Annotated in this window: 15 protein-coding genes and 1 tRNA gene; 12 read left to right on the top strand and 4 right to left on the bottom strand. The window is 71.6% G+C overall.

All coding sequences use genetic code 11. From position 1 onward, the window contains the following. Positions 1-147 precede the first annotated feature (147 nt). The 10 genes from LPW41_RS00500 (at position 148) to LPW41_RS00455 (ending at position 11,273) form a co-directional block, all read left to right on the top strand. Positions 148-1,746 carry an ABC transporter substrate-binding protein gene (locus LPW41_RS00500; protein WP_230703843.1) on the top strand — a complete coding sequence of 533 codons (1,599 nt, stop codon included), beginning with the start codon at positions 148-150 and terminating at the stop codon, positions 1,744-1,746. Between the two features lie 60 nt (positions 1,747-1,806). Next, positions 1,807-2,763 carry an ABC transporter permease gene (locus LPW41_RS00495; protein WP_230703842.1) on the top strand — a complete coding sequence of 319 codons (957 nt, stop codon included), beginning with the start codon at positions 1,807-1,809 and terminating at the stop codon, positions 2,761-2,763. 4 nt (positions 2,764-2,767) lie between these two features. Continuing rightward, on the top strand, positions 2,768-4,816 hold the full coding sequence (locus tag LPW41_RS00490; RefSeq protein ID WP_230703841.1) for a dipeptide/oligopeptide/nickel ABC transporter permease/ATP-binding protein: 2,049 nt from the start codon (positions 2,768-2,770) through the stop codon (positions 4,814-4,816). Continuing rightward, positions 4,813-5,604 carry an ABC transporter ATP-binding protein gene (locus tag LPW41_RS00485; protein WP_144831408.1) on the top strand — a complete coding sequence of 264 codons (792 nt, stop codon included), beginning with the start codon at positions 4,813-4,815 and terminating at the stop codon, positions 5,602-5,604. Before LPW41_RS00490 ends, LPW41_RS00485 begins: the two co-directional genes overlap by 4 nt. A 22-nt stretch (positions 5,605-5,626) precedes the next feature. Continuing rightward, entirely contained in the window at positions 5,627-6,574 is a 948-nt protein-coding gene (locus LPW41_RS00480; protein ID WP_144831411.1) for a dihydrodipicolinate synthase family protein, read from the top strand. Next, on the top strand, positions 6,574-7,518 hold the full coding sequence (locus LPW41_RS00475; RefSeq protein ID WP_144831414.1) for an ROK family protein: 945 nt from the start codon (positions 6,574-6,576) through the stop codon (positions 7,516-7,518). Before LPW41_RS00480 ends, LPW41_RS00475 begins: the two co-directional genes overlap by 1 nt. Before the next feature lie 128 nt (positions 7,519-7,646). After that, on the top strand, positions 7,647-8,405 hold the full coding sequence (locus LPW41_RS00470; protein ID WP_230704503.1) for an N-acetylmannosamine-6-phosphate 2-epimerase: 759 nt from the start codon (positions 7,647-7,649) through the stop codon (positions 8,403-8,405). Then, entirely contained in the window at positions 8,405-9,181 is a 777-nt protein-coding gene (gene nagB, locus LPW41_RS00465; RefSeq protein WP_144831421.1) for a glucosamine-6-phosphate deaminase, read from the top strand. The genes LPW41_RS00470 and nagB overlap by 1 nt, the downstream gene beginning before the upstream one ends. After that, the gene (locus LPW41_RS00460; protein WP_186325451.1) at positions 9,178-10,122 is read left to right on the top strand and encodes a DUF4862 family protein; all 945 of its coding nucleotides are present in this window, start codon (positions 9,178-9,180) and stop codon (positions 10,120-10,122) included. The genes nagB and LPW41_RS00460 overlap by 4 nt, the downstream gene beginning before the upstream one ends. After that, positions 10,119-11,273, top strand: a complete 1,155-nt coding sequence (locus tag LPW41_RS00455) for an N-acetylglucosamine-6-phosphate deacetylase (RefSeq protein WP_154097117.1) — start codon at positions 10,119-10,121, stop codon at positions 11,271-11,273. The genes LPW41_RS00460 and LPW41_RS00455 overlap by 4 nt, the downstream gene beginning before the upstream one ends. 55 nt (positions 11,274-11,328) lie before the next feature. Here LPW41_RS00455 and LPW41_RS00450 read toward each other — a convergent pair whose 3' ends face one another. Both LPW41_RS00450 and LPW41_RS00445 read right to left on the bottom strand, forming a co-directional pair. Continuing rightward, on the bottom strand, positions 11,329-13,266 hold the full coding sequence (locus LPW41_RS00450; RefSeq protein ID WP_144831430.1) for an exo-alpha-sialidase: 1,938 nt from the start codon (positions 13,264-13,266) through the stop codon (positions 11,329-11,331). A gap of 282 nt (positions 13,267-13,548) precedes the next feature. Further along, positions 13,549-13,619 (bottom strand) — tRNA-Gly (locus LPW41_RS00445). Positions 13,620-13,876: 257 nt separating this feature from the next. Between LPW41_RS00445 and dcd the strand changes: the two genes are divergently transcribed. Beyond that, on the top strand, positions 13,877-14,482 hold the full coding sequence (dcd, locus tag LPW41_RS00440; RefSeq protein WP_230703840.1) for a dCTP deaminase: 606 nt from the start codon (positions 13,877-13,879) through the stop codon (positions 14,480-14,482). 88 nt (positions 14,483-14,570) lie between these two features. Here dcd and LPW41_RS00435 read toward each other — a convergent pair whose 3' ends face one another. Further along, positions 14,571-15,521, bottom strand: coding sequence for a MarR family winged helix-turn-helix transcriptional regulator (locus LPW41_RS00435; protein ID WP_230703839.1), 951 nt, complete (start codon positions 15,519-15,521; stop codon positions 14,571-14,573). A 108-nt stretch (positions 15,522-15,629) separates the two neighbouring features. Between LPW41_RS00435 and LPW41_RS00430 the strand changes: the two genes are divergently transcribed. Continuing rightward, positions 15,630-16,157, top strand: coding sequence for a MarR family winged helix-turn-helix transcriptional regulator (locus LPW41_RS00430; protein ID WP_144831438.1), 528 nt, complete (start codon positions 15,630-15,632; stop codon positions 16,155-16,157). A 209-nt stretch (positions 16,158-16,366) separates the two neighbouring features. On the opposite strand, the gene LPW41_RS00425 is transcribed toward LPW41_RS00430, so the two are convergent. Further along, positions 16,367-17,737, bottom strand: a complete 1,371-nt coding sequence (locus tag LPW41_RS00425) for an MFS transporter (protein ID WP_230704502.1) — start codon at positions 17,735-17,737, stop codon at positions 16,367-16,369. Positions 17,738-17,822 lie beyond the last annotated feature (85 nt).

The raw sequence follows: 17,822 nt of genomic DNA, 5'->3' as shown, positions 1-17,822 counted from the left end.
GCCATGACCATTCGGTGCTCCATCCCCCTGAAATCCGCGCTCGGCGCGGTTCGCGATTCGGCTTTGTGTTTCGCCGACATTCGTGAGTATAGTGCGTCAGACGTCAGATGTCCTCACGACGCCCGAATCATCCACACAGGAGTGACCATGTTCCGAAACCCCCTGCGCCGACGCCCGCGCCGGGCCACCGCGATCGTCGCCGGTGCCCTCGTCGCGAGCGTTGCGCTCGCCGGTTGCGGTGCGGGCGGCACCACCGCCTCCGACCCCGCCAGCGACGCCCCGATCGACCCGAACGCCACGATCGAAGCGGGCATCTCGTACTCGCTCAACGGCAGTTTCGACCCGATGGTCGCCTCGGGCGCCGTCACGGTCGCCGCCAACTGGCACATCTTCGAAGGTCTCGTCGACCTCGACCCGGTCACCAAGCAGCCGTACGCCGCGCTCGCGGCCGACCTGCCGGTGCAGAAGGACGACACGACCTACGACATCGACCTGCGCGAGGGCGCGACGTTCCAGAACGGCGAGCCCGTGACCGCCGACGACGTCGTCTTCAGCTACCAGCGGGTGCTCGACCCGGCGAACGGGTCACTGTTCACCTCGTACGTCGACTTCATCCAGTCCGTCACCGCGGTCGACACCGACACGGTCGAGATCACCACGAAGTACCCCTTCTCGCTGCTGAACGAACGTCTCGGCATCGTCAAGATCGTGCCCAAGGCGCTCGTCGAGAGCGAGGGTGCCGAGGCGTTCGGCAAGACCCCCGTCGGCTCCGGCCCCTACTCCCTCGTCTCGGCCGTGCCCGAAGACAAGATCGTCTTCGCGAAGTACGACGCCTACAACGGCCCTCGTCCCGCGAAGGCCGCCGGCATGAACTGGAACCTGCTCTCCGACTCCGCCGCGCGTGTGACGGCGATGTCGTCCGGCACGATCCAGGCTATGGAGGACGTGCCCTACATCGACGCCGACGGCCTCGCATCCACCGCCGACGTCGAGAGCGTCCAGTCGTTCGGCCTGCTGTTCATGATGTTCAACACCCAGGCGGCACCGTTCGACGACGTCCGCGTGCGCCAGGCGTTCCACTACGCGCTCGACATGGACAAGATCATCTCGACCGGCATGCTGGGCAACGCCACCGCGGCGACGTCGTTCCTCCCCGAGGGCTACGCGAACTACCACGAGGCCTCGACCGTCTACTCCTACGACCCCGACAAAGCGAAGGAGCTGCTCGCCGAGGCCGGCGCTCAGAACCTCTCGATCACCCTGCTGTCGACCGACACCGGCTGGGTCAAGGAGGTCGCGCCCCTGATCAAGGAGTCGCTGGATGCCGTGGGCGTGAACGTCACGCTCGACATCGGTCAGTCCTCCGCGCAGTACGCGAAGGTCGACGCCGGCGAGTACACCGCCATGATCGCGCCCGGCGACCCCTCGGTCTTCGGCAACGACCCCGACCTGCTCATGAACTGGTGGTACGGCGCCAACGTCTGGACGCAGAAGCGCACGCACTTCGCCGACCAGCCCGAATACGCCGAGCTCCAGGGCCTTCTCGACCAGGCCGTGCAGCAGACCGGCGACGAGCAGCAGCAGACGTGGAACAAGGCGTTCGACCTGCTCGCCGACCAGGCCGTGCTGTACCCGCTGTTCCACCGCAAGCTCCCCACCGCCTGGAACGGTCAGCAGCTCGTCGGCTTCGAGCCGGTCCCCACGACCGGCCTGTCGTTCCTCGACGTGGGCGTCGCCGCCCAGTAACCCCGGTGGGGGCGCGCCGCCCGCGCGCCCCCATCCCATCCGCTCAGGAAGGAGCGGTCCGTGTCGCACACGCTCCGCCTCGTCGGCCGCCGGCTGCTGCAGCTGCCGCTGATGATCCTCGGCATCACGTTCCTGGTGTTCTTCGTGATGTCGTTCTCCCCGGTCGATCCTGCGCGCAACGCGCTGGGAGAGACCGCCTCGCCCGAGGCCCTCGAGGCCTACCGGAACGCGAACGGCCTGAACGACCCGTTGTTCGTGCGCTACGTCGCGTTCCTCCTTGGCCTGCTGCGCGGCGACCTCGGCACGTACTCCGCGCGCTCGCTGCCCGTGGGCGACGAAGTGGCCCGTGCCTTCCCCGTGACGCTGTCGCTGACCTTCTTCGGACTCGCCATCGCCGTCGTGCTGGCGTTCGTGCTCGGGGTGCTCGCAGCCGTCTACCGCGACCGGTGGCCCGACCAGCTCATCCGCGTGATCAGCGTCTCGGCCCTATCCACGCCGTCCTTCTGGCTGGCCATCCTCATGATCCAGCTGTTCACCCTGCAGCTGCGTCTGCTGCCGGCATCCGGCCCCCTCCCGAACTTCTTCGACGATCCAGGGGGATGGGTCGCCCGCATGACCCTGCCCGCCGTCGCTCTGGCTATCCCCGTCATCGGACAGCTGTCGCGCGTCGTGCGCACCTCGATGGTCGAAGAGCTCGACCGCGACTACGTCCGCACCGCGCTCGGCGCCGGCATCCCGCGCGTCATTGTGGTCGCGCGGAACGTGCTGCGCAACGCCCTCATCACTCCCGTGACCGTGCTCGGGCTCCGCATCGGCTACCTGCTCGGCGGGGCCGTGGTGATCGAGGTCATCTTCGCCATCCCCGGCATGGGAACCCTCATCCTCAACGGCGTGACCAACAACGAGCCGAACCTCGTCCAGGGCGTGACCCTGGCCGTCGCCCTCGCGTTCGTCGTCATCAACATCGTCGTCGACCTGCTCTACGTCCTCATCAATCCCCGAATCCGGGCGGTGTAACCCCATGCGACGCACATTGACCGAGCGCCTGTCGCTCCCCGGGCTGCGGTTCGGGCGCCTCCCGATCGGCACCACCATCTGCCTCGCCCTTATCGCGATCGTCGCGCTGGTGGCGGTGTTCGCCCCGCTCATCGCGCCCTACGACCCTCTCGCCTCGGGTCCCGCGGTGCAGCCTCCCGGACCCGAGCACTGGTTCGGCACCGACCGCCAGGGCCGCGACATCTTCTCGCGCCTCGTCTACGGCGCCCGCTACTCGCTCTCGATCGGACTCGGCGCCACCATCGCGGCATTGATCGCCGCCGCGGTGCTCGGCACGATCGCCGCCACCGCTCCGCGCCTCATCGCCGAGACCCTCATGCGCGTCATGGACGTCATCATGTCGTTCCCCGGCATCGCACTCGCCGCGGTCTTTGTAGCCGTGTTCGGCCGCTCGCTGCCGGTGCTGATCCTCACAATCGCGTTCCTCTACGTGCCGCAGCTGACGCGCATCGTGCGCGCCAACATCCTCGACCAGTACGGCGAGGACTACGTCTCGGCCGTCCGCGTGATCGGCTCGTCGACCCCGCGCATCATCGTCAAGCACGTCGCCCGCAACACACTGGCCCCCGTCCTGGTGTTCGCCACCGTCCTCGTGGCCGACGCGATCGTCTTCGAGGCCTCTCTGTCGTTCCTGCAGGCGGGCGTCCCCGACCCCGAGCCCTCGTGGGGCAACGTGATCGCGGCCGGCCGCAACCTGCTGATGGCAGGTGCCTGGTGGGCGACGTTCTTCCCCGGCATCCTGATCATGCTGACGGTGCTGTGCCTCAACATCGTGTCCGAAGGGCTGACGGATGCCATGGTGTCGCCGAAGGCCCGCAAGGTCACCGCCGACGCCGCCTCGACCGACGAGGCGACCACCGACCTCGAGAAGGTGGAGGTCCCCACCGGCGAGAACGACAGCGCGGCGCGGATCGCCAACGGCACCGCGTACGAACGCGACGCCGTGCTCGCGCCCGCAGGAGCGGCGCAGGCGGCATCGCTCGCTCAGCGTCTCGACGACCTGCGCGACCGCGAACTCGCCCGCGGGGAGCGGATGCCCTACCACTCCGACGCCGCGCCCCTGCTCGAGGTGCGGAACCTCTCGATCGGATTCCCCCGTCACGGCGACGTGAACGTCGTCGACGACGTGTCGTTCACGGTCCGCCCCGGAGAGACGATGGCGCTGGTGGGCGAGTCGGGCTGCGGCAAGTCGATCACCTCGCTCGCGATCATGGGTCTGCTCGACCCGAAGGCGCGCATCGCGGGTCAGATCCTCTTCGACGGCAAGGACCTGCTGACGATGACGCCGGGCGAGCGCAACGCTCTACGCGGCCACGACATCGCGATGATCTACCAGGACGCGCTCAGCTCGCTGAACCCGGCGATGCTCATCCGCTCGCAGATGAAGCAGCTCACCTCGCGCGGCGGCACCCGCAGCGCCGAAGACCTGCTGCGACTGGTGGGACTCGACCCCGAGCGTACGCTCGCGTCGTACCCGCACGAGCTCTCGGGCGGTCAACGTCAGCGCGTGCTCATCGCGATGGCGCTCACCCGCAACCCGCGCCTCGTGATCGCCGACGAGCCGACCACCGCGCTCGACGTCACGGTGCAGGCGCAGGTCGTCGAGCTGCTGAACCGGCTGCGCGAAGAGCTCGGCTTCGCGATGGTGTTCGTCTCGCACGACCTGGCCCTGGTGGCCGAGCTCGCGCACCGCATCACCGTCATGTACGCCGGCCAGGTGGTCGAGCAGGCGCCCACGCACGATCTGCTCGTGCAGCCCCTGCACGAGTACACCCGGGGACTGCTCGGATCGGTGCTCTCGATCGAGTCCGGCTCCGACCGTCTGCACCAGGTGCCGGGCACCGTGCCCTCGCCGCGCGACTTCCCGAAGGGCGACCGCTTCGCCCCGCGGTCGTCGAATCCGGAGCGCGGTCGCGGCGTCAGCCCCGTGCGCCGCCGGGTGGACGGTACCGACCACTACTACGCCGCGCATCCCGACGATGCGCCCGTCGCCCCCGTAGGAGGTGTGCGATGACCGATCCCGTCATCGAACTGAGAGACGTGCACGTGCGCTTCTCGACCCGTCAGTCGGGACTGTTCCGCAAGAGCTACGTCGACGCCCTCGCCGGCGTCTCCCTCGCGGTGCACCGCGGATCGACCCTCGGCATCGTCGGCGAGTCGGGCTCGGGCAAGTCCACGGCCGCGAAGGTGCTGATCGGCCTCGAGAAGCCGACCTCGGGAGAGGTGGTGTTCGCCGGTCGACCGGTGCGCGACTTCTCCACCCGGGTGCGGCGCGAGCTCGGCGGCATCCTGTCGGTGGTCTTCCAAGACCCGGCGACGGCTTTGAACGCCCGCATGACCGTGCGCGATGCGCTGCTCGATCCCATGCAGGTGCACCGCATCGGCAGCCCGAACGAGCGGCAGAAGCGCGTGAAGGAGCTGATCGGCCTGGTCGGGCTGCCCACCTCGGCGCTCGACGCCCTGCCCGGCCAGCTCTCGGGCGGTCAGCGCCAGCGCGTCGCGATCGCCCGCGCCCTCGCCCTCAACCCGCAGGTGATCGTCGCCGACGAGCCCACCTCGGCGCTCGACGTGTCGGTGCGCGCACAGATCCTCAACCTGCTCACCGACCTCAAGCGCGATCTGGGCCTGGGCATGGTCTTCATCTCGCACGACATCCAGACGGTGCGCTACCTCTCCGACGAGATCGCCGTCATGCACAAGGGCCGCGTCGTCGAGTTCGGCTCCGCCGCCGACGTCTTCGACGCCCCCGCCGACCCCTACACCCGCTCGCTGCTGGGCGCCGCGCCTTCGCTGCTCGCCTGACCACAGAAACACGGATCCCCTCATGAGCCACTCGTCCTCCACGACCCGCTTCTCCGGCGTCGTCCCTCCCGTCGCCACCCCCCTGCGCGCCGATCGCTCGATCGACCACGCCTCGCTCGAGCGTCTCGTCGACCACCTCATCTCCGCCGGCGTCCGCGGCCTGTTCGCCCTCGGCTCGACGGGCGAGACCGCCTACTTCACCGACGACCAGCGCGTCGAGATCGTCCGCACGATCGTCAGCGCCACCGCCGGTCGCGTGCCGATCATCGCGGGCGCGATCGAGCTCACCGCTCCGCGCATCACCGAGACCGCCCGCCGGCTCACCGCCGAGGGCGTCGACGCGATCGTCACGACCGCCCCGCTGTACACGCTGAACTCTCCGACCGAGATCGCCGGTCACTTCCGCGCGATCGCCGCGAAGATCGACGCGCCGCTGTGGGCCTACGACGTGCCCGTGCGCGTGCACACGAAGCTGCCCCTCGCCCTGCTGCTCGAGCTCGCCGCCGACGGCGTCGTGCACGGTGTGAAGGACTCCTCGGGCGATGACGTGGGCTTCCGCCGCCTGGTCGCCGCCAACGCCGAGGTCGGTCGCCCCCTGCAGCTGCTCACCGGCCACGAGGTGGTCGTCGACGCGATGGCCCTCGCGGGTGCCGACGGCGTCGTGCCGGGTCTGGCGAACGTCGAGGCGGAGGGATACGTACGCCTGTGGGATGCCGCCGAGCGCGGCGACTGGGACACCGCCCGTGCCGAGCAGGAGCGCCTCAACCGCATCTTCGACATCGTGTTCCAGCCGCGCGGGCTCTCGGGCGACGCCACCGGCGTGGGCGCGTTCAAGGCCGCGATGGCCGCGCGCGGGCTGATCGACGAGGCCTTCATGGCCGACACCGTCGAGAGCCTCGACGCCGACGCCGTGGCATCCGTGCGCGAGGTGCTCTCACGCGCCGGAGTCCTCCCCGTCGCGGTCGCGTGATGGCCGACGCCGTCGCCGCCGTCGACATCGGCGGAACGAAGACGACCGTCGCCCTCGTCGACCCCCGCGGCGAGATCGTCGACCGGGCGACGGCGACGACCCCCGGCCGCGTGGGCGGGGCGGCGATCGTCGGCCTCGTGGCGGCTTTGGCCACGTCTCTCGCCGAACGGCACGGCGCCTCGCTCCGCGGCGTCGGCGTGGGCACGGCCGGCGTGGTCGACACCTCGACCGGCACGATCGTCTCGGCCACCGACACCCTGAGGGGATGGGTCGGGATGCCGCTGCGCTCCGCCCTGCGCGCAGCCCTCGGCGATCACCTCGAAGCGTCGGCTCCCATCTCGGTGCAGAACGACGTCGATGCGCACGCGCTGGGCGAGTACCGTTTCGGCGCCGGCCGCGAGGCGTCGAGCCTGCTGACGGTCGCCGTGGGCACCGGGGTCGGCGGCGGAGTCGTCATCGACGGCCGGTCCTGGAACGGCGCGCACCACGTCGCGGGCGAGATCGCCCACATGCCCACCCCGGGAGCCGAGCACCTGCGCTGCCCCTGCGGGCGGATGGGGCACCTCGAGGCGATCGGCGGAGGCCTCGGCCTGCTGCGGCACTACCGCTGGCTCGGGGGTGACCCCGCCGTCGCCGACACCCGTGCGGTCGCGGCCCGTGCGGCCGACGATCTCACCGCAGGTCGCGCGATCGCCGATGCGGCCGCGGCCGTGGGCCGGGCTCTCGCGGGGGCGGCGACCCTGCTCGACCCCGAAGTCATCGTGGTCACTGGCGGGGTCGCCGACATCGGTCCGGTGTGGTGGCACCCGATGGAGGCCGCGTTCCGCGCGAGCGTCATCGACGCGCTCGCGGCCGTTCCGGTGCGCCCCGGCGCGCTGGGCGCCGACGCTCCCCTGCGCGGGGCCGCGGCCTCCGCGTGGGCCGACGTGGCGGTGGCGGCATGAGCGCCGGCACCGAAGCGCACGCCACGGGCCCGCGCAGCACCGACCCGCACAGCACCGACTCCCGCGGCACCGACCCGCGCAGCACCGACCCGCGCGGCGGCTCGCGCGCCGAGCTCGGCACGACCGGCCTGCTCGAGACCCTGCGCGACGGGCTGATCGTGTCGTGCCAGGCCTACCCCGGCGAGCCGATGCGCGACCCCCGCACGATGGCGCAGATCGCCCGCGCGGCGGTCGTCGGCGGCGCCGCGGGCGTGCGCCTGCAGGGCCTGGACGACATCCGTGCGGCGAGCGACGTCGGCGTGCCCGTCGTGGGTCTGTGGAAGGACGGCGATGACGACGTGTTCATCACCCCGACCCTCGCTCACGCGCGCGCCGTCGCCGAGGCCGGAGCGCACATCGTCGCGATCGACGGCACGCGCCGCACCCGGCCCGACGGGCGCACCCTGGCCGAGACGATCGCCGAGCTCAAGGCCGCGCACGACGTGCTCGTGATGGCCGACTGCGGCTCGCTCGACGACGCGCTCGCCGCGGAGGCTGCGGGAGCCGACCTCCTCGGCACCACCCTGTCGGGGTACACGGGCGAGCGTCCGAAGACCGCGGGCCCCGACATCGACCTGATCGCCGCCGTGGTGGCCGCCTGCACGCGACCCGTCGTCGCCGAGGGGCGCATCCACACCCCGGCCGACGCCCGCCGCGCGAAGCATGCCGGAGCCTTCGCCGTGTGCGTCGGCACCGCGATCACCCACCCCTCCACCCTGACCTCGTGGTTCGTCCAGGCGCTCGGCGCCCCGGCGGGCGGGACCCCGGCGCGCGACACCTCCGTGCGCGATGTCTCCGAGCGCGATGTCTCCGAGCGCGATGTCTCCGCGAGAGAGAAGAAGAACTGATGGAAGTCGTCATCACCACCCCCGACGAGATCGGCGACCTCATCGCCGACGAGATCGCCGCCCTCGTGGCATCCGCCCCCGAGACCGTCCTCGGTGTCGCGACCGGCTCGAGCCCCCTGCGGGTCTACGAAGCCCTGGGCCGCCGGGTCTCCGCGGGCGAGCTCTCGCTCGCTCGAGCGCGTGCCTTCACCCTCGACGAGTACGTCGGCCTGCCCGCCGGACACCCGGCGCGCTACGACGCCGTGATCCGCGAGGAATTCGTCGCCCGCGTCGACATCGACCCCGCGGCCGTCCGCGGACCCGACGGCGACGCCGACGACCTCGACGCGGCGTGTCGGCGGTACGAGCACGAGATGCGCGATGCCGGCGGCATCGACCTGCAGATCCTCGGCATCGGCACCGACGGGCACATCGCCTTCAACGAGCCCGGATCCTCGCTCGCCTCGCGCACCCGCGTGAAGACCCTCACCGCGCAGACGCGTCTCGACAACGCGCGGTTCTTCGACGGCGACCTCGACGCCGTGCCTCGCCACTGCCTCACGCAGGGACTCGGCACGATCCTCGAGGCGCGACGCATCGTGCTCGTGGCGACGGGAGAGGCGAAGGCGCCGGCCGTCGCCCAGCTCGTCGAGGGCGCCGTGTCGGCGCGCTGGCCAGGCACCGTGCTGCAGCACCACCCGGACGTGACGGTGTTCGTCGACGAGGCGGCCGCATCGCAGCTCGAGCTCTCCGACTACTACCGCGACACCCGCGCGCACCGGTCGCTGGTCCAGTGACCCCCGTCCTGGTCAGCGCCTACGCGGCATCCCCGGCGTTCCGCGCGTGGGACCCGCACCTCGAGGGCGAGCTCATGGCGGGGCTGTGCGCCCTGCCCGAGGTCTCCGGTCTCGAGGTGCCGTGGCTCGGCGGCATCCATCCCCACGACGAGGAGTGGTTCCTGCGCGAGCTGCCGGCGATCGAGCTGGCGGTCACGCCCCTGCCCTGGGTGATGGGCCGCTGCGCCGCCATGCCCGGGTACGGTCTGGCCTCGCCCGACGACGCCGGTCGGCGGGCTGCCCTCAACGACCTCCAGCGCGTCCGCGGCGACGTCCATCGACTCGCGGAGCGCAGCCGCGCGCGGGTTACCACCGTCATGCTCCACTCCGCGCCGCGCGGGGGCGGCTCGGTGGAGGCCCTGAGATCCGCGCTCGACGAGCTCGCCGCGTGGGATTTCGCGGGCGCCCGGCTCGTGATCGAGCACTGCGACGCCGACACCGGGGTGCACCCCTTCGAGAAGGGCTTCTTGTCGGTGGATGCCGAGATCGACGCGATCCGCGCGAGCGGCGCCCCCGTCGGGGTGTGGATGAACTGGGGTCGGTCGCTCATCGAGACCCGCGACCCCGCGGCGGTCAGCGCGCAGATCGCGCGGGCGGAGTCATCGGGCCTGCTGGCGGGGCTCTCCCTGTCGGGAGCCGCAGCCGTCGACGGGCCGTACGGAGCCGCCTGGGCCGACGCGCACCTTCCCTTCGCTGAGGTCGATCCCTCCTCGCGGTCGCTGCTGACCTGCCCCGCCGCGGTCGACGCCCTGGGCGCCGCCGGCGCGGTCGACCGCCTCGGCCTCAAGGTGAGCCGTCACCCCGACGACCGCAATTCCGTCGACGTGCTCGGCACGGTCGCGGCGAACCTGGGCGCGATGCTCCGGACCGCGGCATCCGCCCCCACGCCGACCGCGGCATGAGCCTGCTCCTGCGCGACGCCCGCGTCGTCACCGGTGCCTCCGCCGAGATCGACCGTGGCTGGGTGCACCTCGCCGACGGCCTCGTACACGAGGCCGGGGCGGGGGATCCGCCGCCCGCGGTGGTCTCGGCAGCCGCCGACGTCGTCGACGCCCGAGAGGTGGCCGGTCCCGGGGCTCTCGTGACCCCCGGCCTCGTCGACATCCACGCCCACGGTGGGGGCGGCTCCGCCTTCGAGGATCCGGATGCCGCGGCCGCGGTCGACCGCATCCTCGGGGTGCACGCGGCTCACGGCGTCACGCGGGTGGTCGCCTCGCTCGTGAGCGCAGCGCCGCTCGCCCTCGAGCACACCATCGGTGGGCTGAGCGCCGCCGCCCGGCCCGGGCTCCTCGGCATCCATCTCGAGGGCCCCTGTCTCGACGTCGACCACCGCGGCGCGCACGCCCCCTGGGCGCTGCGGAATCCGGCCTCCCTCGACGTCGAGCGCCTGACCGCCGCCGGGACCCTCGTGCAGATCACGATCGCGCCCGAGCTTCCGGGCGCCCTCGACCTCATCCGGGCGTTCGTCGCGGCGGGGGTGCGCGTCGCGGTCGGGCACACGGGAGCCGACACCGCGACGACCCGCCGGGCGATCGCGGCCGGGGCGACCCTGCTCACGCACGCGTTCAACGCCATGCCGCCGTTGCACCATCGCGCCCCGGGGCCGGTGGGTGCCGCCCTCGCCGACGAGGCCATGACCCTCGAGCTCATCGCCGACGGCACCCACGTCGACCCGTCGCTATTCGCCCCGCTCTTCCGCGCGGCCCCCGGCCGCATCGCCCTCGTCAGCGACGCCATGGCGGCCGCCGGTTCCCCCGACGGCGACTACCGGCTCGGCGACCTCGCGGTGACCGTCTCGGGCGGGATCGCGCGCCTGCGCGACACCGACACGATCGCCGGTTCGACCCTCACCCTCGACCGCGCGGTGCGTGGCGTCGTGGCAGCGGGCGTCCCCCTCGTCGACGCCGTCGCCGCGGCGACCCGCGTGCCCGCGGGCGCGATCGGGCGCGACGACCTGGGGCTCTTGCAGCCCGGATGCCGCGGCGACGCCGTGCTGTGGAGCGAGGACCTCGAGCCGGTCGCCGTCTGGCGCGACGGCATCCGCCTCTCCTGACTCCGAGACGACGAATCGCCCCCGACCAGCGCCGGGGGCGATTCGCGTATGCGCGTCAGCGGACGGCGACCTGTCCGCCCGTCACCGAGATCGAGCGCGTGGTCGCTCCCGAGGCCGACAGCGACCAGACGGTGTCGGCGACGAAGTAGCCGCGGTCGAGGTCGGCTTGCGTCACGGTGTGCCGCGGGGTGGTGCAGCTGTAGGCGGCGTTCGCGGCGAGGTTCGTCCAGCGGCAGTTGCCCGCGTTCGGCGGCAGGAACGGCGAGAAGTCCCCGCTGGTCGGGGTGACGGTGATCGTCGCCGACGACGTGTTCTGCACGCGGAACGTGTAGGGCACCTGCTCGCCCACCTGATACGGCGAGGTCGCGAGGTTGCGCGAGCCGTCGGCGCGGGCGCCCGTGATCGTGGCGGTCAGCGCGGCGGCCGGGGCGGTGACGGAGACGGCGGTCTGGCTCACCCGGCCGTCGCTCGCGGTGAACACGGCGGGGATGCTCTGCGCCCCCGCGGCGCCGGATGCCGCGGTGAGGCTGACGTTCACCGTCCGCGACGCGCCCGCGGCCAGGGTCGACACGGCGGTGCTGCCGGCCGTCCACCCGCTCGGCGGAGTGAGGGTCACGGTCCCCGACAGCGCCGTGGACTCCTGGTTCGTCACCGTGACCGGTACCTGCAGGGTCTGCCCCGGCTGCACCGTCTGCGCGGGTGCCGACAGGGGAGCGCACGCGTAGTTCAGCCAGGCCTCGTCGAACGTCGACAGCTGCATGTCGTTGGTGTAGCTGCGCTCCCACAGCACGCCGAGTCGTCCGGCGTCGAGGACCGTGGCGCTCGAGTAGGCGAAGAACCCGGTCGTGAGGCTGCGCAGGCCGGGCCACGTCTGGCCGTCGTCGCACGACACCCGTACCGCGCCGTTCACGCGGTCTCCGTTCGCGCCGTTGTTCGCGTTCGTGAAGACGAGCTTCTTCGCGTCGGCCGAACCCGCCGGGGCGTCGGGGTGCAGCCGGATGATCGAGGCATTGTTGGTCGGGTCGGGCAGTTCGGCGTCAGCCGTCACCGCACCGAACGTGGCGCCGCCGTCGGTCGAGATCGCGGTCTTGCGCAGGCGCCCGTTCGCGCTGTCGCGCGAGTTGAGCATCACGCGGCCGTCCGAGAGTTCGACGACCTTGTTCTCGTCCATGCCCGTGCCGACGTTCGCGCCCTTGATCCAGCTCGCTCCGTGGTCGTCGGAGTACACCGAGTAAGCCTGGATCGCGGTCGATCCGTTCGACTGCAGCACAGTGCCGGCGTACTGCTGGATCAGGCGGCCCGCGTGCGACCCGTACCGCAGCTGGATGCCCTCGCCCGAGGTCGCGAACGTGCCCTTGATGTCACCGGCGACAGGGCTGGAGGAGCCGCCGACCGCGGGCTTGGTCACGTTCGTGATGAGTCGCGGGGCGCTCCAGGTGACCCCGCCGTCGTCGGAGTGCGCGACGGCGGAGCTCAGGATGTTGCGGTCGCTGTCGTTGTTGCCGTAGCCGCTGCTCTGGAAGCTCACGTCCTTCGAGTACACGAAGAACGCGAAGACCCGGCCGGTCTCGCGGTCGGTCACGTAGCTGGGGTCGGAGTACCCGAACTTCGGCCCTGACGCGTCTGCCGCCTTGCCCGCGGCGATGACCGTCTGCGGGCCCCAGGTCGCGCCGTTGTCGGTGGAGCGCCGCTGCACGATCGAGTTGGGGTTCGGAGCGTCCGCCGCGCTGCCCGGACGCGCGTCCCACGCGGCGAGGACGACACCGTCCCCGAGGTGCGTGAGCGCGGGGATCCGGTAGAAGAAGTTCGCCGAGGTGCGGTCGGCGGCGAGGTTCTGGGCGCTGTACGACCCCGGTGCCGCCGTGGGGTCGGTCGGGTTTCCGGATGCCGCGTGCGCCGGCGCCACGAACGCTGCGGCCAGCAGCGCGCCGATCGTGGCGCCGATGCAGAGGGCTCTGCGGGTGCGAAGGAGGGGGAGGAGGGCGGGCTTCATCGTCGACGCCTTTCGTTGGGGAACTGACATCAGAGGTCAGATGTCCAAAGATAGGCGGATCGTAGATGCCGGGGCAAGGGATCGGCGCGAATCGCGCTCGTCGCTGTCTCGCGTGACGGCTTCGAAGGGGCTGACGGGAATCGTCCCCACCGCCTCTCCACGCGCCGCTGCGCAGCGCGCGGAGCCTCTGGCGGCGTGGGCCCACCCGCTGCGGTTCCGGTTCCTACGGCACCCACGCGAAAGGCCCGCCACACCGCCGATGGCGGTGAGTCGGGCCTTCTGAGGGGCTGACGGGAATCGAACCCGCGCTATCTGCTTGGGAAGCAGAAGTTCTGCCATTGAACTACAGCCCCGTGCGCCTTGCGGCAGCCCGGCCAGCATAACAGCGTCGTGGTCGCATCCCTCGGCATCCGCCCCCGAAACCGCCTCCGCCGGCGAAACCGCACCCGTTCGTCGAGCGCGCATTCCCTTGCGTGCAAAGGCATGCGTTCTCGGCGAACGGATACGTCCTCGCGCGCCACACGCGAGACGAATGCCGGTCATGTCGATGCGGCGCAAGCGGGGTGAAACCCGACAGCGCGAGCGCGGGCCCCGCCCGTAGGCTGTGGGCGTGCTGCTCTCCGATCGCGACATCCGGACCGAACTCGACGCGAAGCGCCTCGGCCTCGAGCCCTTCGACCCGGCCATGGTCCAGCCCTCGAGCGTCGACGTACGGCTCGACCGCCACTTCCGGTTGTTCGACAACCACAAGTACCCCTTCATCGATCCGGCCGAGGATCAGCCCGAGCTCACCCGTCTGATCGAGGTCGACCCGGACGAGCCGTTCATCCTTCACCCCGGGGAGTTCGCACTCGGATCGACCTTCGAGCGCGTGACGCTGCCCGACGACATCGCCGCCCGCCTCGAGGGCAAGTCGTCGCTCGGGCGGCTGGGCCTTCTGACCCACTCGACCGCGGGCTTCATCGACCCCGGCTTCTCGGGACACGTCACCCTCGAGCTGTCGAACGTCGCGACCCTGCCGATCAAGCTGTGGCCCGGAATGAAGATCGGCCAGGTCTGCTACTTCCGCCTCACCTCGCCGGCCGAGAACCCGTACGGCTCGGGTCCCTACGGCAACCGCTACCAGGGTCAGCGCGGTCCGACCGCGTCGCGCTCGGCGCTCAACTTCCACCGCACCGACGTCGGCTCGACCGACGCCGGATCCGCGGGACGCTGAGCGCCGGCATCCGTCCCCAGACGCGCCGAGGCGGGTGAGACCCGGCCTCTCTCGCCGTGTCTCACCCGCCTGAGCGGTTTCTCGCGGATCACTCCGCGACCGGGCCGCGCTCCGTGTCGGAGGGGGTGCCGGATGCCGTGGACTCGCGCCCGCGGCTGAACCCGGCGTCGAAGCCGCGCTCGTAGGCGCGCTGAGCCGCCCGGTGTCCGCGGCCGTGACCGCGCTCGCCGTCGCCGTGTCCGCGACCGTGGCCGAAGCCCGGGCCGAACCCGTGACCGCGCTCGCCGTGCCCGCGCCCGTGGCCGTGACCGAAGTCGGGGCCGAAGCCGTGACCGCGCTCGCCGTGCCCGCGCCCGTGGCCGTGACCGAAGTCGGGGCCGAAGCCGTAGCCGTAGCGGGGGCCGCGCTCGCCGCGGGCGTGCTCGGCGTCGCCGTCGTGCGCGCGGGGTCCGCCGTGTCCGCGACGGCCCTCGCCGTCAGCATCGCGGTCGAAACCGCGCGCGTCGGGGTCGAAGCCGCGGCGCATGCCCGGACCGAAGGGTCCGAAGCCGCCGCGCGGGCCGAATCCGGGACCGAACGCCGGACCGAAGCCGCCGCGCGGACCGAACCCGGGGCCGAAGCCACGGGGCCCGCGGTCGTCACCCGACTCCGCGTCGAGGCCCAGTGCACCTTCGATGGTGTCGAGGGCTGCGACGAGACGCTCGAGGTCGTCGGCCGGGACGTCGGCGAGCAGCGCCGAACGGTCGGCGTCCAGCCGGTCGAGGACCGCGCGGCCCTCGTCGGTGAGCGCCCAGCCGTCGTCGGTGGAGGTGATCCATCCGCGATCGGCGAGGGCGGAGACGCGCTTGCCTCCGCGGGCGAGGCGCTCGGCGACCCAGGGGGCGTCGATGCGGCCGTCGATGGCCCGCAGGAGGAAGACGGTCTTGGGGTGCAGGTCGCTGTCGCGCAGCTGCGCGAACAAGCGGTGATGCAGCGCGTGACCGACCGTCGTGAGGCGATGGGCGAGGCTGCGGGGATCCAGAGGTGTGGAGGTGTTCATCAGGGTGTCCTTTCGTGGGCGGGAGTTCCGCCGATGCATGTCATGTGACAACGGATGTACTGTGACATGTATTCCCGATACTTGTCAAGCGACATGTAAAATCGCGGCATGGCATCCGACCCCGCCGACGAGATCGCGGCCGCCCTCTCCCGACTGCGCGGCCGCCGACCACGTCCGCCGTTCCCGCCCGAGGCGCCGCACCACCACGGAGCGGGCCACGGCGCAGGGCACGGAGGACGCGGCGGACCCTGGGGTCACGGCGGTCCGCCGTGGGCAGACGCCGCCGCGGGCCGCTTCGCCGGACCCGCGCGGCTCCGCATGCTCGACGCCCTCATCGCGGCATCCGGATCGCTCTCGGTTAGCGAGATCGCCGAGGCGGTCGGCGTCGATCAGCCGCGCGCGTCACGCCTCGTGCAGCAGGCCGTGCAGATGGGTCTCGTCGAACGCGAGCCCGACCCCGAAGACGCCCGCCGCACCCGCGTGCGCCTCACCGCGCAGGGAGAGCGCCTCGTCTCCGGATTCCGCGGGCGCCGCCGTGACGCGGTGCGGTCCGCCCTGGAGTCGTTCACCGACGCCGAGCGCACCGAATTCGCCCGCCTGCTGGCGAAATTCGCCGACGCCTGGCCGCGCGACTGATCGCCGGAGCTCCGGCCGGGTTCCCGGCATCCGGATGCCGCGCACCGGGCGTCTCGGCCCGCGTGCACAACTCCTGAAATTCGGTGCGCGCCGGGGTCTGCATCCGCGTGATTCCGGGGCCGCGCCCCGTGTGGCCGACGGATCTGCCGGAGTTGTGTACGGCGAGGGGGCGGATGGACCCGCGGCCGGCGGTTCCGGATGCCGCCGGCTCAGACGATGACGGCGGGCTTCGCCTTCACCGGGAGCAGCAGCAGCAATCCCGCACCCAGGATCAGCACGATGCCCAGGATGCCGAGCCGCGTGTCGCCCGTGATGCCGACGAAGAGGGCGAACAGGCCGGGGGCGAGGAACGACACGGCGCGACCGGTCGTGGCGTAGAGGCCGAAGATCTCGCCCTCGCGCCCCTCGGGGGCGACACGGGCCAGGAAGGACCGGCTCGCCGACTGCACCGGGCCGACGAAGGCGCACAGGCCGAGGCCGGTGATCCAGAACGCGGTCTGCGACGTTCCGATGAACAGCACGGCCCCGCCGAGCACGATGAGTCCGATCAGCGAGACGACGATGACCCGCTTCGGGCCGAATCTGTCGTCGAAACGTCCGGCGATGAAGGTGCTCACGCCGGCGACCACGTTCGCGGCCACAGCGAAGTACAGCACCAGGGTGGAGCTGAAACCGAACACCTGCGCGGCGATGATCGCGCCAAAGGTGAAGACCCCGGCGAGGCCGTCGCGGAAGACCGCGCTGGCCACGAGGAAGAGCAGGACCTGACGGCTGTCGCGCCAGAGCGCGCGCAGTGTTCCCCACAGCACCACGTAGGAGCGGAAGAAACCCACGCGCACCTGGCGACGGCGGGCGGGGATCTCCGGAACGCGCAGCAGCACCGGGATCGCGAAAGCGCCGAACCAGACGGCGGATGCCAAGACGGCGAGGCGGATGTTCCACCCGCCCTCCTTTGTCACGGCCAGGAGCCCGCCGGCACCGGGGTCTCCGAAGCTCTGGATGAACAGCACGAGCAACAGCAGCAAGAGCACGATGCCGCCGACGTAACCCATGCCCCAGCCGAAGCCCGAGACCCGGCCGATGTTCTCGCGAGTGGAGACCTGCGTGAGCATCGCGTAGTAGTTGACGCTTGCGAACTCGAAGAAGACGTTGCCGACCGCGATGAGCGCAGCCCCCAGCACAAGGAACGACGGCGTCCCCTCGACGAACACCATCGCCGCCATCGCGAGCACGACCAGGCCGGTGTTGATGCCGAGCCAGAGCTTGCGGCGTCCGGTGCCGTCGGATCTCTGGCCGAGCACCGGGGCCACCAGGGCCACCACGATTCCGGCGATCATCAGCGCCACGCCCACCAGGGTCGCGTTGTCGGCGAGAGCGCGCACGAGGGCCGGGTTCTTGTCGTCGCCGTTCGCCGCCGCCACGATCGCCGGGTCGACGAACAGCTGACTGGCGAGATAGGTGCTGAAGACGAACGTCGTGACCACGGCGTTGAAAGCCGCCGAACCCCAGTCCCAGAGGGCCCAGGCGATCACCGGTCGCCGAGGGGTGGTGGGGGCTCCGGTGGTGCCGGAGGAGGACATGTCGGTCACGCTGGGGTCCTTCGGTGAACGCCCGGTTCGGCGGGCGAGGCAGCCGCGCCATCGTCGGCGCACGCCCTCAGGCTAG

Origin of the sequence: Microbacterium sp. JC 701 (assembly GCF_021026215.1) — a bacterium.
In the GTDB taxonomy this organism is placed as follows: Bacteria; Actinomycetota; Actinomycetes; order Actinomycetales; family Microbacteriaceae; genus Microbacterium; species Microbacterium algihabitans.
This window is presented reverse-complemented; position numbering and strand designations above follow the sequence as displayed.

Coding starts and splice junctions, on each gene's coding strand:
- LPW41_RS00435 (WP_230703839.1), bottom strand. CDS start 15,521: ATGAACACCTCCACACCTCTGGATCCCCGCAGCCTCGCCCATCGCCTC.
- LPW41_RS00500 (WP_230703843.1), top strand. CDS start 148: ATGTTCCGAAACCCCCTGCGCCGACGCCCGCGCCGGGCCACCGCGATC.
- LPW41_RS00490 (WP_230703841.1), top strand. CDS start 2,768: ATGCGACGCACATTGACCGAGCGCCTGTCGCTCCCCGGGCTGCGGTTC.
- LPW41_RS00425 (WP_230704502.1), bottom strand. CDS start 17,737: ATGTCCTCCTCCGGCACCACCGGAGCCCCCACCACCCCTCGGCGACCG.
- LPW41_RS00455 (WP_154097117.1), top strand. CDS start 10,119: ATGAGCCTGCTCCTGCGCGACGCCCGCGTCGTCACCGGTGCCTCCGCC.
- nagB (WP_144831421.1), top strand. CDS start 8,405: ATGGAAGTCGTCATCACCACCCCCGACGAGATCGGCGACCTCATCGCC.
- LPW41_RS00430 (WP_144831438.1), top strand. CDS start 15,630: ATGGCATCCGACCCCGCCGACGAGATCGCGGCCGCCCTCTCCCGACTG.
- LPW41_RS00485 (WP_144831408.1), top strand. CDS start 4,813: ATGACCGATCCCGTCATCGAACTGAGAGACGTGCACGTGCGCTTCTCG.
- LPW41_RS00475 (WP_144831414.1), top strand. CDS start 6,574: ATGGCCGACGCCGTCGCCGCCGTCGACATCGGCGGAACGAAGACGACC.
- LPW41_RS00480 (WP_144831411.1), top strand. CDS start 5,627: ATGAGCCACTCGTCCTCCACGACCCGCTTCTCCGGCGTCGTCCCTCCC.
- LPW41_RS00450 (WP_144831430.1), bottom strand. CDS start 13,266: ATGAAGCCCGCCCTCCTCCCCCTCCTTCGCACCCGCAGAGCCCTCTGC.